The sequence below is a fragment of the Sphingobium sp. Ant17 genome, assembly GCF_000588875.1.
Classification (GTDB): domain Bacteria; phylum Pseudomonadota; class Alphaproteobacteria; order Sphingomonadales; family Sphingomonadaceae; genus Sphingobium.
In genome coordinates this window covers 58274-72869 of record NZ_JEMV01000016.1, presented here as the reverse complement: position 1 = coordinate 72869, position 14596 = coordinate 58274, and the positions used below count along the sequence as shown (strand labels likewise).

General features: G+C 64.6%; 11 protein-coding genes and 2 pseudogenes. 10 read left to right on the top strand and 3 right to left on the bottom strand.

Annotated features, from left to right (window positions below; genetic code table 11):
* The first annotated feature begins 229 nt into the window (after positions 1-229).
* From BF95_RS09475 to BF95_RS30980, 7 genes and pseudogenes are all read left to right on the top strand, one after another.
* Positions 230-1267, top strand: a complete 1038-nt coding sequence (locus BF95_RS09475; RefSeq protein WP_043151087.1) for a zinc-dependent alcohol dehydrogenase family protein — start codon at positions 230-232, stop codon at positions 1265-1267.
* Entirely contained in the window at positions 1264-1644 is a 381-nt protein-coding gene (locus BF95_RS28985) for a ferritin family protein (protein ID WP_235209661.1), read from the top strand. Before BF95_RS09475 ends, BF95_RS28985 begins: the two co-directional genes overlap by 4 nt.
* Positions 1644-2386, top strand: a pseudogene (locus BF95_RS28975) (VIT1/CCC1 transporter family protein). Before BF95_RS28985 ends, BF95_RS28975 begins: the two are co-directional and overlap by 1 nt.
* A 147-nt stretch (positions 2387-2533) precedes the next feature.
* Positions 2534-3289 carry a sensor histidine kinase gene (locus BF95_RS09465; protein ID WP_081764110.1) on the top strand — a complete coding sequence of 252 codons (756 nt, stop codon included), beginning with the start codon at positions 2534-2536 and terminating at the stop codon, positions 3287-3289.
* Positions 3261-3911 (top strand): BON domain-containing protein, encoded by a 651-nt coding sequence (locus tag BF95_RS09460; protein WP_043151084.1) that lies wholly within the window; start codon positions 3261-3263, stop codon positions 3909-3911. The genes BF95_RS09465 and BF95_RS09460 overlap by 29 nt, the downstream gene beginning before the upstream one ends.
* Positions 3912-4218: 307 nt before the next feature.
* Positions 4219-5270 (top strand): annotated as a pseudogene (locus BF95_RS09455) (MBL fold metallo-hydrolase); the annotation flags it as partial.
* A complete protein-coding gene (locus tag BF95_RS30980) occupies positions 5208-5816 on the top strand; it encodes an MBL fold metallo-hydrolase RNA specificity domain-containing protein (protein WP_443018353.1) in 609 nt (202 codons plus the stop codon). The pseudogene BF95_RS09455 and the gene BF95_RS30980, both read left to right, overlap by 63 nt.
* A gap of 30 nt (positions 5817-5846) precedes the next feature.
* Here the strand turns inward: BF95_RS30980 and BF95_RS09450 are convergent, their stop codons facing one another.
* From BF95_RS09450 to BF95_RS09440, 3 genes are all read right to left on the bottom strand, one after another.
* Positions 5847-7361, bottom strand: a complete 1515-nt coding sequence (locus tag BF95_RS09450) for an acetyl-CoA hydrolase/transferase family protein (protein WP_043151082.1) — start codon at positions 7359-7361, stop codon at positions 5847-5849.
* Positions 7362-7553: 192 nt separating this feature from the next.
* Positions 7554-10085, bottom strand: coding sequence for a magnesium-translocating P-type ATPase (mgtA, locus tag BF95_RS09445; protein ID WP_043151126.1), 2532 nt, complete (start codon positions 10083-10085; stop codon positions 7554-7556).
* On the bottom strand, positions 10082-10807 hold the full coding sequence (locus tag BF95_RS09440; RefSeq protein ID WP_043151081.1) for a Bax inhibitor-1/YccA family protein: 726 nt from the start codon (positions 10805-10807) through the stop codon (positions 10082-10084). The genes mgtA and BF95_RS09440 overlap by 4 nt, the downstream gene beginning before the upstream one ends.
* Positions 10808-10947: 140 nt before the next feature.
* Between BF95_RS09440 and BF95_RS09435 the strand changes: the two genes are divergently transcribed.
* From BF95_RS09435 to BF95_RS09425, 3 genes are all read left to right on the top strand, one after another.
* Complete coding sequence (locus tag BF95_RS09435) at positions 10948-12759, top strand: PHA/PHB synthase family protein (RefSeq protein ID WP_081764108.1); 1812 nt, start codon at positions 10948-10950, stop codon at positions 12757-12759.
* Positions 12743-13798 (top strand): lysylphosphatidylglycerol synthase transmembrane domain-containing protein, encoded by a 1056-nt coding sequence (locus BF95_RS09430; protein ID WP_081764107.1) that lies wholly within the window; start codon positions 12743-12745, stop codon positions 13796-13798. Before BF95_RS09435 ends, BF95_RS09430 begins: the two co-directional genes overlap by 17 nt.
* Positions 13799-13873: 75 nt before the next feature.
* Positions 13874-14485 carry a murein L,D-transpeptidase catalytic domain family protein gene (locus BF95_RS09425; RefSeq protein WP_043151079.1) on the top strand — a complete coding sequence of 204 codons (612 nt, stop codon included), beginning with the start codon at positions 13874-13876 and terminating at the stop codon, positions 14483-14485.
* Positions 14486-14596 lie beyond the last annotated feature (111 nt).

Here is a 14596-nt window from a genome sequence, read left to right as displayed (position 1 = left end):
GTCGCGTTCCAGTATGCGACATGCCGGTGTGAGAGAATCATCTCTAGCCAGCCTCACGGGAAAGCCGAAACCCGTCGGAGGTCACGAGACATCGACAGGATTCGTCCCCTCCGTTGATTTACGAATAGGTTCGGCGGGCGTCCGGGTTCAAATCGCGGGTCTTGATCATCGGCCCTGGAGGGATGCGCCCAAGGCGCACGCCGACATTTCACCTTAGAGAGGTTTGTTCATGAAAGCGCTCGTTTATCAGGGTCCCGGCGCCAAGGCGCTCGAAGACCGGCCGAAGCCCGAAATCCGCGACGCCGGCGACGCCGTCGTCCGCGTGACGCGGACGACGATCTGCGGGACGGACCTGCATATCCTGAAGGGCGACGTCGCGACCTGCGCGCCGGGCCGCATCCTTGGTCATGAAGGCGTGGGCATAGTCGAGGCGATCGGCGCGGGCGTCACCGTCTTCAAACCGGGAGACCGCGTCCTGATCTCATGCGTCACTGCCTGCGGCCGGTGCGACTATTGCCGCCGCGGCATGTATTCGCATTGCACGACCGGTGGCTGGATCCTCGGCAACGAGATCGACGGCACCCAGGCCGAATACGTCCGCATCCCCCATGCGGACACCAGCCTCTACCCGATCCCCGAGGGCGCCGACGAGGAGGCACTGGTGATGCTGAGCGACATATTGCCGACGGGCTTCGAATGCGGCGTGCTCAACGGCAAGATCGCGCCCGGGAGCAGCGTCGCCATCGTCGGCGCGGGTCCGATCGGGCTTGCGACATTGCTGACCGCGCAATTCTATTCTCCCGCCCAGATCATCATGATCGATCTCGACGACAACCGGCTTGAGGTCGCCCGCCGTTTCGGCGCAACGCACACCGTCAACAGCGCCGACGGGAAGGCGCAGGACGCGGTGAAGGCGCTGACCGAGGGCCGCGGCGTAGACGCCGCGATCGAAGCGGTCGGCATTCCCACCACCTTCCTGCTGTGCCAGGATATCGTCGCGCCGGGCGGCGTGATCGCCAATATCGGCGTCCACGGCTCCAAGGTCGATCTCCATCTCGAGCGGCTCTGGTCGCACAACATCTCGATCACGACGCGACTGGTCGACACCGCGACGACGCCGATGCTCCTCAAAACGGTCCAATCGAAGAAGATCGATCCCAAGCTGCTGATCACGCATCGTTTCGCGCTGGCGAACATTCTCGACGCCTATGATACTTTCGGCCGCGCCGCTACGACTCAGGCGCTGAAAGTGATCATAGAAGCTTGACCACCGGGACCGACCCTGGCGCCCTGCCGCGCTATCGCTCCAATCTCCAGGGCGAGGTCGATGGCGCGGCGGTCTATGCGGCGCTGGCCGAGAGCGAGGCCGATCCGAAGCTGGCCGAGGTGTTCCACCGGCTCGCCGCGGTCGAGCAGGCCCATGGCGAGTTCTGGCGCAAGCGGATCGAAGCGGCGGCGGCCATTTTTCGCCTGCTCCCTCCGCAAGCGCACGCATCCTCTCCTGGCTGGCGAAGCGATTGGGACCGGCTTTCGTCCTGCCGGCGATCGCGGCCAGCGAGGCGCGTGGCAGCACGGCCTATGACGCACAGCCCGAGGCGAAGGCCGCCGGGCTTCCCGGCGACGAGCGATCGCATGCCGTGCTGATGCGGGCCGCCGCCGGCAAAGGAGGTCTTTCAGGACCGACGATCGCGCTCCTCGAGGGACGCCACCGCGGCGGTGGCAACACATTGCGCGCCGCCGTGCTCGGAGCCAATGACGGCCTCGTCTCCAATCTCAGCCTGGTGATGGGTGTGGCCGGCGCCGCCGCGGCGGACAATACGCTGTTGCTCACGGGGCTTGCCGGTCTTGTCGCGGGCGCCTGCTCGATGGCGATGGGCGAATGGCTGTCGGTCACAAGCTCGCGCGAACTCTACCAGAGCCAGATCGCGACCGAAGCCGAAGAGTTGCGCGAGGTTCCCGAGGAAGAGGAGGAGGAGCTTGTCCTGATCTATCAGGCCAAAGGCATCGCCGAACCACAGCGCGCGCGCTGGCGGAGCGGCTGCTGGGCAATGAAGGAACCGCGCTCGACACGCTGGCGCGCGAGGAGCTCGGGATCGATCCGGATCAGCTCGGCGGGTCCGCCTGGACGGCCGCGACATGGTCGTTCCTGCTCTTTGCGACCGGCGCGATCATCCCGGTCGCGCCGTTCCTGCTGCTCTCGGGGCGACCGGCGCTGATCGCCAGCCTGGCCGCCAGCGGCCTTGCCCTCGCGCTGATCGGCGCCGGCACGAGCCTTTTCACCGGCCGTTCCGCGCTGTTCTCGGCGGCGCGCCAACTCGTCATCGGGATTGCCGCTGCCGCAGTCACCTATGGTGCCGGGGCAATCGTCGGCGTGTCGCTCGGCTGACGGCCACGATGAAGCCGTCGCCAAGAGCCCGCGGAGTGAAACATCAATATGGAAGGACGCGAGCACGGGGGATCGACCCCTAAGTAACATTCCCGATTCTCCGGGCGCTTCCTGAGAGGGACAAGAATTGCGTCAACGGAGGGCGCCATGCACAGTGTCTCACTTCACCGGGATCCGGATATATCCACGCGTGAGACTATTCACGATCTGCGCAACCTCTTCGGCGTCGTGGCCTCCGCGCGGCACATGCTGGACGACAGGCCGACGGGCGATCGGCGGACATTGCTGCTCGACGCGATCGAGGACGCCGCGTTGCGCGGGGGACGACTTACCAGCGCGATGCTCGGGCAAGGCCGATCGGGAGGCGCCGCGACGCGCTTCGACCTCAACGAGCATCTCGCCGGTCTCGGGTCGCTGATGCGCGCGCGCGCCGGTCGGCACGTCGAAATCCGGTTCGAACCGGCCGTCGGCTCACTGCCCGTGAAGCTCGATCCCGCCGATCTGGACGCCGTGATCCTGGAGCTGGTCTCCAACGCCTGCGCGGCATTGGTGAGACCGGGCGTCATCCGGATCCGGACCAGACGGCTCGGAGGCCGCGTCCGGCTCATCGTCGCCGATAATGGCCGCGGCATGAGCGCCGCCGAACTCCACGCGGCGCTGCATCGATTCGAACAGCCCTCCGTGAACGGCTTCGGCCTCGGCCGCGTCCGGCATTTCGTCGAGAACGCCCATGGCCGCCTGCGTTTCCGGAGCAGCGAGAACCGCGGCTCCGTCGCTTCCCTGAACTTGCCGCTGGTCCTCAAGGTCGCCGGCGCTGAGACCGCCGCGACGGCCCCCGCCCGGTGGAATAGAATGACCCGCAAGGAGATCAGACATGAAAAGCGACAGTCAATTACAGCGTGACGTTCTCGATGAGCTGGCGTGGGAGCCGAGCATCGACCAGGCCGATATCGGCGTGGCCGTGACGGACGGCGTCGTCACACTTTCCGGATTCGTCAAAAGCTATCCGCAGAAGATGGCGGCGGAGAAGGCAACCCGGCGCGTTGCTGGGGTCAAGGCAATCGCCGAGGAGATCAAGGTGCGCTTCGCCTCCGATCCGAAGACCGCCGATCATGAAATCGCCAAGCGCATCCTCGACATGTTCTCCTGGAACGTCTCGATCCCCGACGACAAGATCGCGGTGAAGGTCGAGCATGGCTGGGTGACGCTCAGCGGCACGGTCGACTGGTACTATCAGAGCGACGAGGCGCGGAAGGTCGCCGGCAAGGTCAACGGCGTCGTCGGCGTCAGCAATCTGATCGAGCTGCGCAAGCTGCCGACGTCCGGCGACGTCAAGGACCGGATCGTGGCGGCGTTCAAGCGCAATGCCGATCTTGATGCCGCCTCCGTCACCGTGTTCACCGATGGCGGCAAGGTGACGCTGGGCGGCAAGGTCAGGGCGTGGAACGAGCGGCAGATCGCCGAGCGCGCCGCCTGGGCCGCTCCCGGCGTCACCAGGGTCGAGGATAATATCGTCGTCGTCTGACTGCGCCACGTCGGAAATCAGCGGCCGCCGGAATATCCCGGCGGCCGCATCTGCGCTGTCCTCTTCTAAACTCGGAGTTTCGTCGATCGCGCAGCCATCCGCACGGATAGCTGCTCAGCCATCGTCCGGATGAATGTCGCCGAGAGAATATCGCCACAAATACTGATTGCACGGCGGCAAGGCCTCCTGCTTTGGTTGCCTTCGCTTGCAACACGTCGGACACTCTCCGGCGAAACGATGACATGGGCAGTTCGAGTGGGAGAAACGGCTTTTCCCCAGCCGATCCAGGACAATGATCTGATACTTCATGACTGACGACCTCACACTCGCCTTCCACGGAGCAGCCCGTACTGTCACTGGCTCCTGCATGGAATTCTGCCGTGACGGGAAACGGTTGCTCGTCGATTGCGGGCTCTTCCAGGGTTCCCGTACGCTCGAAGCGCTCAACCGGAGTGCCTTCCCGTTCGACGCGGAGGAGGTCGACGCGGTCATCCTGACCCACGCCCATATCGATCATAGCGGACTATTGCCCAGGCTCGTGGCCGAAGGCTTCACGGGCGAGATCTGGTGCACGGCGCCAACGGCGGATCTGCTCGAGTTCATGCTGGCCGACGCGGGGCGCATCCAGGAGAGCGACGCAACCCGACGCAATCGACGCAAGGATCGTGCGGACCAGCCAAAGATCATACCGATCTACACCGAGCAGGACGCGATGGCCGCGTGGCGGCAGACCCGGCCCGTTGAGCTCGAGACATGGTTTGAGATCCCCGGGTTCAGGGCGCGCCTTTGGAACGCCGGGCACATCCTGGGCTCGGCGTCGGTTGAGCTCGATGTCGGAGGGAGGCATGTCCTGTGTTCCGGTGACCTTGGTCCCGAGCATAAGGCGTTTCAACGCGATCCGGAGGGTCCTTCGGGGTTCGATCATGTCATCTGCGAATCCACCTACGGCGACCGCAAGCGCGACCATCTCACCATCGGCGAGCGCCGAACCTTGCTGGAAGCCGAGATCAAGGGGGCGCTGGCGCGCGGTGGCAATCTCATCATTCCGGTGTTCGCGCTCGAGCGCACGCAGGAACTGCTGGTTGATATCGCCGCGCTGATCGACGCCAACCGCATTCCGTCCACCCCTGTCTTCGTCGATTCCCCTTTGGCCAATCGCGCGACCAGCGTGTTCGCCAAATATGCCGGCTCGCTCGAGGACATGGAGGGCGAGAATGTCTTTGGTCACCCGGCTTTTCATTTCGTCGATGATGTCGCGGAATCGATCCGGCTGAACAGCTTGTCGGGCGCATCATCATGGCGGCATCGGGCATGTGTGAAGGCGGCCGCATCCGGCACCATCTCAAGCACAATCTCTTCCGACGCGAATCCACGGTGCTGTTCGTCGGCTTCCAGGCGGAGGGCTCGCTGGGCCGGATCATTCTCGACGGCGCCGAGCGCGTGCGCATTTCGGGTGAGGACGTCGTCGTGCGCGCCCAGATTCGGCACATCGACACCTATTCGGCGCACGCCGATCAGGACGATCTGCTGGCGTGGATGGAGGCGCGGCGTCCTGTCGGGGGCAGTCTCTTCCTCTCGCATGGGGAAGCGACGGCGATCGGGACGTTGCGCCGCATCGCCCAGGCCCGCGAATTGAGCGCCTCCATCATCGTGCCGGAGATAGGCGAGGTGTTCCGGCTGCCCGTCGGCACGCCTGCCGCCCGGATCAAGACCGGAGACCCGGAGCTTCGGCAGGCCGTGGGTCGCGATTGGCAGAACAGCTACGCTGATTTCGCCGCCGGCCTGAAACGCGAACTAGCCGAAATACAGGATGCCAAGATCCGTCAGCAGGCGCTCGACGATATGCGGGCTGTTCTGGAGAGCTACAAGAAGGTCCGGGACAAGCGCGCCGCCCGGCGGCACTGAGAGACGATGATCCCACGGACTCGCGCTGGCTCAGGCCATCATCGTGCCTGTCTCCACGAAGCGCTGATGCCATGACAGGGCTTCGGCCAACAGGGACGGCGAGTGCTTGCCGTAGGATGACCGCAAGGCCCGCTCGAAATAGTCGGACAGCGCAGGCTTGTAACGAGGATGCGCGCGTTTCTCGATGATCAGTCGCGCGCGCTGCTTGGGCGAGAGACCGCGCAAGTCGGCCAGGCCCTGCTCAGTCACGAGTATCTGGACGTCCTGGTTGATGTGGTCGACATGGCTCACCTGCGGCACGATGGCGGAAATCGCGCCACCCTTGGCGAGCGAGGGCGTCATGAAGATGGACACATAGGCGTTGCGGGCGAAATCGCCCGATCCGCCGATGCCGTTCTGGATGCGCGAGCCCATGACGTGGGTGGAATTGACGTTGCCGTAGATGTCGGCCTCGATCAGCCCGTTCATCGCAATGCAGCCCAGCCGGCGGATCAACTCGGGATGGTTGCTGATCTCCTGTGGGCGCAGCACCATCTTGTCCCGAAAACGCTCCATGTCGGCGTTGAGACCGGCGGCGGCCTCGGGACTGAGCGAGAAGGCCGTCGCGGATGCCATCCGCAGCTTGCCGGTGGCAAGAAGATCCAGCATCCCGTCCTGGATCACCTCGGTATAGGCGGTCATGTCCTCGAAAGGGCTATCGACAAGGCCGGTCAGCACCGCGTTGGCGATGTTGCCCACGCCCGACTGGATCGGCAGCAGGGACGCGGGCAATCGGCCCTGCGCGACCTCATGGCGGAAGAAATCCAGCAGGTGACCGGCTATGGTCAGCGCGTCCTCGTCGGGCGCCTTGAACGGCAGATTGCGGTCGGGCGCGTCCGTTTCGACGATAGCGATGATCTTGGCGGGGTCGCACCGGAATCCGGTCTCGCCGATCCTGTCGTCCGGCCGCACGAGCGGGATCGGCACGCGGTGCGGGGGCAGCGCGGTGCCATAATAGATGTCGTGCATGCCCTCGAGCGCCGGGTTCTGCCAGCTGTTCACCTCGAGGATGACCTGGCTCGCCCTGTCCAGCCACGTCTTGTTGTTGCCGACCGACGACGACGGGATCAGCGAGCCGTCCGGCCGGATGCCACTGATCTCCACTAGCGCCGTGTCCAGCGGACCCAGGAAGCCCTGCCACGCCATCGGCGCGACCTGGCTCAGATGCATGTCGAAATATTCCATCTCGCCGCGGTTGATCTTGTCGCGGGCAATGGGGTCGGAATTATAGGGCAGGCGGAATTCGATGCCGTCTGCCTTGGCGAGCGCACCGTCGAGTTCCGGACCTGTCGATGCACCGGTCCAGACGCGGAGCGAGAAGGGGTTGCCTGCGGCATGCTCGGCCTCAATTCGCTCGGCAAGGGCGAGCGGGACCGCCTTGGGATAGCCCGAACCAGTAAAGCCGCTCATGCCCACTGTGGTGCCGGGTGCGATCAACCGGGCGGCATCCTGCGCGCTCATCAGCTTCGACCGCAGCGCTTCGTAACCAATACGTCGTTCCTTCACCGTCCCGAATCTCCGATCGTGTTCAAACTGCCTGCAAGCATTCATGATACCGGGCCCGTGCGCCAGCGCCGCGCGTCCGCATGGGCGCTTACGGCCCCGGCCTATCGCTCCGCCGCGATGCCAATTGCCGGCATTTCAAACCATCCCGATAAGATCGAGGGACGCGGTCATGCAGCCACGGCGGCCTCGTCATCAACGCGCGGACCTCGCTGGCCGCAATGCGAACCGCTTGAGGAACTCCGCGCTTGCCAGATAGCCGGCCACCAACAGCGCGATGGCGCCGAATATGGTTGCACCCGGTATCGCGAAGCCGAGCAGACCGGCCGAAGGCAGCAGCGGCAGCAGCAGCGCTGCCGCCAGGCCGGCCAGCGCGGTGACCGTCAGCACGATGTGAGGCCGGCTCGACCAGGCCGGGCGGGATGTACGGATCACGAACACGACGAGGATCTGCGTCATCATCGATTCCATGAACCAGGCCGTGCGAAACTCCGGGATGCCGACGTGGAAGACGCCGAGCAGAAGCGCGAAAGTCGCGAAGTCGAAGAGCGAGGAAAGCGGTCCCATGATCGCGGTGAAGCGTACGAGCCCCCTTATGTCCCATCCCTGCGGACGCGCCAGATCGCCGCTGTCCGCGGTGTCGAACGGGATGCCGATCTCGGAAAGGTCGTAGAGAAGGTTGTTGAGCAGCACCTGCACCGGCGTGAGCGGCAGGAACGGCAGGAACAGCGACGCGATCGCCATGGTCAGCATGTTGCCGAAGTTGGAACTCGTTCCCATCCGGACATATTTCATGATGTTGGCATAGGTCCGTCGCCCCTCCGCGACACCATCGGCGAGCACGCCGAGATCGGGCGCGAGCAGGATCATGTCGGCCGCCTCGCGGGCCACATCGGTGGCGCCGTCGACAGACAGGCCGACATCGGCGGCGCGGATCGCCGGCGCGTCGTTGATGCCGTCGCCGATGAAGCCCACCGTGTGACCGCGCGCACGGAGCGCGCGGACGATCCGCGTCTTCTGGTCGGGCGTGACCCGAGCGAAAAGGTCGACCTGTTCCACCCGGGCAGCTAGTGCTGGATCATTCAGCTTCGCGATCTCTTCGCCGGTCAAAATACCTTCGACCGGCAGGGCGAGCGCCGCCACGAGATGCTGGATCACGGGCGCCGCATCGCCCGAAATCACCTTGATGCGAATGCCCGCCGCTTCGAGCCGGGCGACTGCGGACGTGGCGCTCGGTTTGGGCGGGTCGACGAACACGCAATAGCCCGCGAACACCAGCTCGTCCTCTCCCCGGGCGTCGATTCGCTCTTGCCCGGCCGCCGGTTTCCATGCGATCGCGAGCAATCTCAGCCCCTGCGCCGCGCGATCGTCGCGCAGCGCGCACAGACGGGCGCGCAGCGCATCGTCGAGCGGCACGAACTCTCCCGATCGGTCCTGCGCTCTTGTGCACAAGGCGAGCAGCGTCTCGGGCGCGCCCTTGACGATCTCGATCCGCTCGCTTCCCTGCTCGGCAAGCACCGCGACGCGCCGCCGCTCGAAATCGAACGGCCGTTCATCCAGCTTGCGCCAGCCCTCGAGCGAGCGGCCGGTCATGTGGAGCAGCAACGCCTGGTCGAGCGGACTTTTCAGGCCGGTCTCGAAGCGGGCGTTGACCGCCGCCAACTCCGCCACCCGCTCGTCATCCTCGCCGTCGATGCCTGGGTGGCCGACGAGCGTGATCCGCGCCTCGGTGAGCGTGCCGGTCTTGTCGGTGCACAATATATCCATCTGGCCGAGGTCGTGGATCGCGGATAGCCGCTTCACCACGACTTTGGCTTTCGCCATCCGCTGAGCGCCGCGCCCGAGCGCGACGGTCATGATCATCGGCAAAAGCTCGGGTGTCAGGCCCACCGCGAGCGCCATCGCGAACAGGAAGGATTGCAGCGGCGGCCGCCCGAGCGCGAGATGGGCGAGCAGCACGAACAGCACGAGGAAGATCGTGAGCCTGACGATCAGCACCCCGAGCTTGTGGATGCCATGCTCGAAAGCAGTCGTCGGCTGTTTGCCGGCGAGCGAACGCGCGATCGCGCCGAAGCGCGTGCGCAAACCGGTCTGGACGACGAGCATTGTCGCCGTGCCGCCAATGAGCGATGTCCCGTGGAACAGCGCGTTGCGCGCGTCGGCCGGCGTCTCGGCGACCATGACGGGCTCGATCTGCTTCTCAACCGGATAAGGCTCGCCGGTCAGCAGCGCCTCGTTCACCTGCGCGCCGTTCGCCGCCAGGACGACGCCATCGGCGGGGACGAGATCGCCCGCCGCAAGCATGACGATATCGCCGGCCACCAACTCGCGCACGGGCAACTCGATCGGCTTGCCGTCGCGCAGCACGGTCGCATGAAGGGCGATCGCCCGCTTGAGCGCTTCCGCCGTCGCTTCGGCCCTGTGCTCCTGGACGAGATCGAGGGTGGTAGACAGCACGACGACGAGGAAAATGATGGCAAAGCTCGCCATGTCGCCGGTGGCCCCGGCTATGCCGGCGGCCACGAGCAGGATAGCGATCAGCGGATTGCCGAGGCGGCGCAGGAGGTCGAGCAGGAGATGCCGCTGCTTCGCCGCGGAGATCTCGTTCGGCCCGTCACGGTCGAGGCGCGCGGCAGCCTCATTCGACGACAGCCCGTCGCAGGTCGCGGCGAGCGTGCGGAGAGAATCGTCGGGCGTGGCTTGCCAGAACGCCTGCGGCTCGGTCACCACCGCTCCCGTCCGCTGAACCGCAGCAACGACAGGAACAGGTTCAGGAAATCGAGGTAGAGCGTCAGCGCACCCAGCACCGCAGCGCCATTGCGCCCGTCCGCGGCGCCCTCCTCATATTGACGCTTCAGCCGCTGTGCATCGAATGCGGTGAGCCCTGCGAACAGCAGGATGCCGACGCCCGAGGTGAGCAGATCGACAGTGCCTGAGCGCACGAACAGATTAAGCAGCATCGTCACGATGAGCCCGACGAGCGCGATCGTGAAGAAGGCGCCCAGGCCCGACAGATCCTTGTGCGTGACAGTGCCCACCAGAGCGAGCACGGCAAATCCGGCAGCAGCGGAAACGAAGGTGTAGCCGACGCTGTCGCTGCTGTAGGTGAGCAGCAAGCTGCCAAGCGACAATCCGACGAGCGCGGTGTAGAGGATGAAGATCGCGCTGGCCGTCGAGGCAGACAGCCGATCGACCCGTGCGCCGAGCAGGATCACCAGTCCCAGGGGCGCCAGCGTCACGATCCATCCAATGATGGTGAGCCCGTCGGCAGTGAACAGGGCGTCCGCGAGCGATCGGCTGTAGGCGGCCAGAAGGGCGAACGCTGCCGATAGGATCACGCCGCCGGCCATGTGGAGATAGACCGCGCTCATATAGGCGCCCAGCCCACGATACCCGCCGTTCGCATTGCCGGATGCCGGCCACTCAAATTCGTTGCTTCGATGGAGCATGCGCCGGTCCTCGCCTTGGGTAAAAGCTACACTTCTACCCTGTGTCGGCACGTCGCTGCGACCAATCCGCAAAGCTACGTAAGCTGACGGGCGGCCCGGGTCCGTAGGCTTACCTAATTCGTGGCGCTGCCGAAGTCCCTATGAGCCAAGTGGCAGGCAACGAGGAGCAGGCAGTGGTTTCGCTATCGACGCCCGACGGAACGGCAACAAACTGTGCTGGTGGTCCATATGACGGATGGGCCGAACTGTTCCTTCGCCCCACGAGAGCGGCCGTTGCAACCCTTACAGGCGGGCTGGCGCCGTCGTCGCTCGGTGAGGCCTTCGCAGACTGGGCGACGCATCTCGCCTTATTTCCAGGCAGCCAAATGCATATTGTTGCCGAGACCGTCCGCGAATTTATGTCGCTCGCCGGTGGTGAGTGGCGGACTGCTGCGTCCGCAGGCGCACCCAAGCCCCAAGCCGGCCCTCCAACGCGGGATCACCGCTTCGACGATCCTTCCTGGGAGGCATGGCCTTTCGATCTGATACGTCAGTCCTTTTTGCACAGCGAGAGGTGGTGGGATGAGGCGGCGTGCGATATTCTTGGGGTTACAGCGCAGCATCGGGCAATCATGCGCTTTTCGATCCACCGAATGCTCGACATGCTGGCGCCCTCGAACTTTGTCGCCACCAATCCGGTTCTCCAGCACCGCATTATCGAGACCGGGGGCGAATGCCTGATCGATGGTGCGGCAACTCTGATCCAGGACTGGCTCCGCTCGCTTGCGGGGGAGCGGCCGGCCGGCGCCGAATTCTATCGTCCTGGCGCCGACGTGGCGATCACGCCGGGCAAGGTGGTTTATCGGAACGATCTGATCGAGCTCATCCAATATGTGCCGACGACGCAGGCCGTCCGTCCGGAACCGTTGCTGATCGTTCCGGCGTGGATCCTCAAATATTATGTTCTCGACCTGTCGCCCGAGAATTCCCTGGTGCGCTGGCTCGTCGGGCAGGGACAGACGGTGTTCATGATTTCGTGGCGCAATGTCGGCGAAGGCGGTCGCACGCTCGACCTGGAGGATTATCGTCGGCTGGGTATCATGGCGTCGCTCGACGCGATCACCGCGATCACCGGCGCGAACAAGATCCATGCGACGGGCTATTGCCTCGGCGGGACCTTGCTCGCGATCGCGGCGGCGGCGATGGCGCGCGATGGCGACGATCGTCTTGCGACGATGACGCTGTTCGCGGCGCAAACCGATTTCAGCGAACCGGGCGAGGTCGGCCTGTTTATCGATGCGGCGCAGCTGGATTTTCTCGAGACGATGGCGCGCGCACGGGGTTATCTCGACAGCGCGCAGATGAGCGGCGCTTTCCAGGCGCTGCGCTCGAACGATCTTGTCTGGCCATATTTTGTCCGCGACTATCTCATGGGCGCACGCGGCCCCATGAGCGACCTGCAAGCTTGGCACAGCGACGCCACCCGCCTGCCTTTTGCAGCGCATAGCCAGTATCTTCGCTCCCTGGCTCTTGGTAACGATTTGGCCGAGGGACGGTACCAGGTCGACGGTCGACCGATCCCCCTCGAAAATATTCATGTGCCGGTTTTCGCGGTCGGCGCCGAAAGCGACTATGTCGCGCCCTGGCGATCGGTCTACAAGATCCATCGGCTGATGGGTACGGAGGTGACATTCCTGCTCACCACCGGCGGCCATGACGACGGAATTGTATCCGAGCCAAGCCATCCGGATCGATTCTATCGGTTGCTCGCACGACCGGCAGACGCGGACTGCGTCGAACCTGAAACCTGGCTGGCCCGGACATCGTCAGACGCAGGTTCGTGGTGGCCGGCATGGGCCGTCTGGCTCGATCTGCATTCAAGCCCTCCAAGCGTACCGCCGCCGCTCGGCGGTTCCGGCGTGAACTCCGGGGCGCTCGGGAACGCGCCGGGCAGCTATGTCCTCGAAAGCTGACGAGGCGACCGCAACAAAGCCGTCGGGCGCATGGCGGTCCTGGTTTCTCGGCATCATCCTTGTGGCGGCGCTGGTCGGGGCGGTGCTGCATTTCGGCGAGATAGAGAAGTTCGGCCGTCTGGTCGCTCGCGCCAATCTCTTCTGGTTGGCTCTTGCCGTCCTGTTCCAGCTTTCGACCTATGCCAGCGTGGCGGCGGGCTGGGCGGCGGTGCTGCGCAGCGCCGGCACATCACGCCCGCTTTCCTCGTTGATGCGCATCGCGCTCACCAAATTATTCGCGGACCAGGCGGTGCCAAGCGCGGGAATGGGGGGCAATGTTCTTCTCGTCGACCAACTCGTGCGGTTGCGCGTGCCGCGCGGGACGGCGGTGGCGGCGCTGCTCGTCTCGATGATCGGCTATTATGCCGCCTTCGCTTTCTTCGCGGTCTCCATGCTGGTCCTGCTATGGCTCCATGACAAGGCGACGCCGCTGATGGCCGGTGTGGTCACCACGTTTCTGCTGGTGGCGCTCGCCATTCCGTCGCTCGCGCTCTGGCTCAGACATCGCGGCAGCCAACCCTTGTCGCCCCGGCTCGAACGGGTGGGCGTGGTCCGTAACCTGCTCGGGATCGTCGGTCAGGCCCCAGCCCATCTGATCGGCGATCGCCCGCTTTTGGTTCGAGTCACAGGCTTCAATGCATTGGTCTTCCTTGCCGACGCCGCGACGCTCTGGGCCTGCCTTGACGCACTGGGAGGGCCCGCCGGTTTCGGAACTGCGTTCATTGCGCTGATCATGGCTTCGATCGTCGTGACGCTGGGCCCGATCCCGCTGGGTCTCGGCAGCTTCGAGGCGACGTCGACCGCAACGCTCGGTCTCCTGGGTGTGCCGATCGAGAATGCCTTTGCCGCCACCATGCTGCTGAGGATCCTGATATTGTGGCTGCCGCTTCTGCCCGGTCTTATGATGATGCGCTCGGTACTCAGGCGGCGTCCGCATCGGTCTCGGCGATCGTCTCGAACCAGCCCGCCCGGCAATCTTCCCGATTCTCGTAAGGTTTAGTACTTATCTGTGAAGTGGCTCATATCATGCTTATCATGGTCTTGATCAGCAAACAGATAGTGGTTCAAGACAAGCGTGACATTCATTTCCAGGCGCCATCTGCTTCTGGGTGGCGGTGCCGCTGCTTTGGGCATGTTACAACAGACGAACGGGCTTGCCGCCCTGCCAGGACCAGTTCCTCCGCGCCCGGCCTTGCTTCAACGCGCATTGAGTGCGCTGGACCGCCACCGCGCGACGATAAAGCATCGCGACGTGATCGGTATCGTGGATTTCAGCCAGGCGTCGCGCATTCCCCGGTTCCACCTCGTCGATGTGATGAGCGGGCGAAGCCAAAGTCTGCTGGTCGCACACGGGCGCGGATCCGATCCGGATCATAGCGGTTGGGTCGAGCGCTTCTCGAATTCACCGGGCTCGGCGGCGTCTTCAGCGGGCGCTTATCTGGTCGGCAACGGCTATTCAGGCAAGCATGGTCGCTCGCAGCGCCTGATCGGCCTTGACCCTGAGAACAGCAACGCCGAGGCGCGCGCCATTGTCATCCATGCGGCATCCTACGTATCGGATGATATAGTTCGTGCCACCGGCAAGCTCGGGCGAAGCCAGGGGTGCTTTGCTGTTGCACAGGCCGATATAGCCCAAATTCTCGGCCGGCTCGGCCCGGGCCGAATGATCTACGCGGCCAAGCTTTAGTCAAGCGACCAAGGCGTTCGCGGTACGCCGCCGTCGGTGAGGTCCGGACTCGGCTTCCCTGCACATTTCATCTCTTGTGCCGCCAAGAAGCTGAACCAGAGGGCCTGGCTT

Bases quoted from the DNA above. Each gene is read 5' to 3' on its own strand.
- BF95_RS09430 (WP_081764107.1), top strand. From the start codon at position 12,743: ATGTCCTCGAAAGCTGACGAGGCGACCGCAACAAAGCCGTCGGGCGCA.
- BF95_RS09475 (WP_043151087.1), top strand. From the start codon at position 230: ATGAAAGCGCTCGTTTATCAGGGTCCCGGCGCCAAGGCGCTCGAAGAC.
- BF95_RS09435 (WP_081764108.1), top strand. From the start codon at position 10,948: ATGAGCCAAGTGGCAGGCAACGAGGAGCAGGCAGTGGTTTCGCTATCG.
- BF95_RS09440 (WP_043151081.1), bottom strand. From the start codon at position 10,807: ATGCTCCATCGAAGCAACGAATTTGAGTGGCCGGCATCCGGCAATGCG.
- BF95_RS09465 (WP_081764110.1), top strand. From the start codon at position 2,534: ATGCACAGTGTCTCACTTCACCGGGATCCGGATATATCCACGCGTGAG.
- BF95_RS09460 (WP_043151084.1), top strand. From the start codon at position 3,261: ATGAAAAGCGACAGTCAATTACAGCGTGACGTTCTCGATGAGCTGGCG.
- BF95_RS30980 (WP_443018353.1), top strand. From the start codon at position 5,208: ATGGCGGCATCGGGCATGTGTGAAGGCGGCCGCATCCGGCACCATCTC.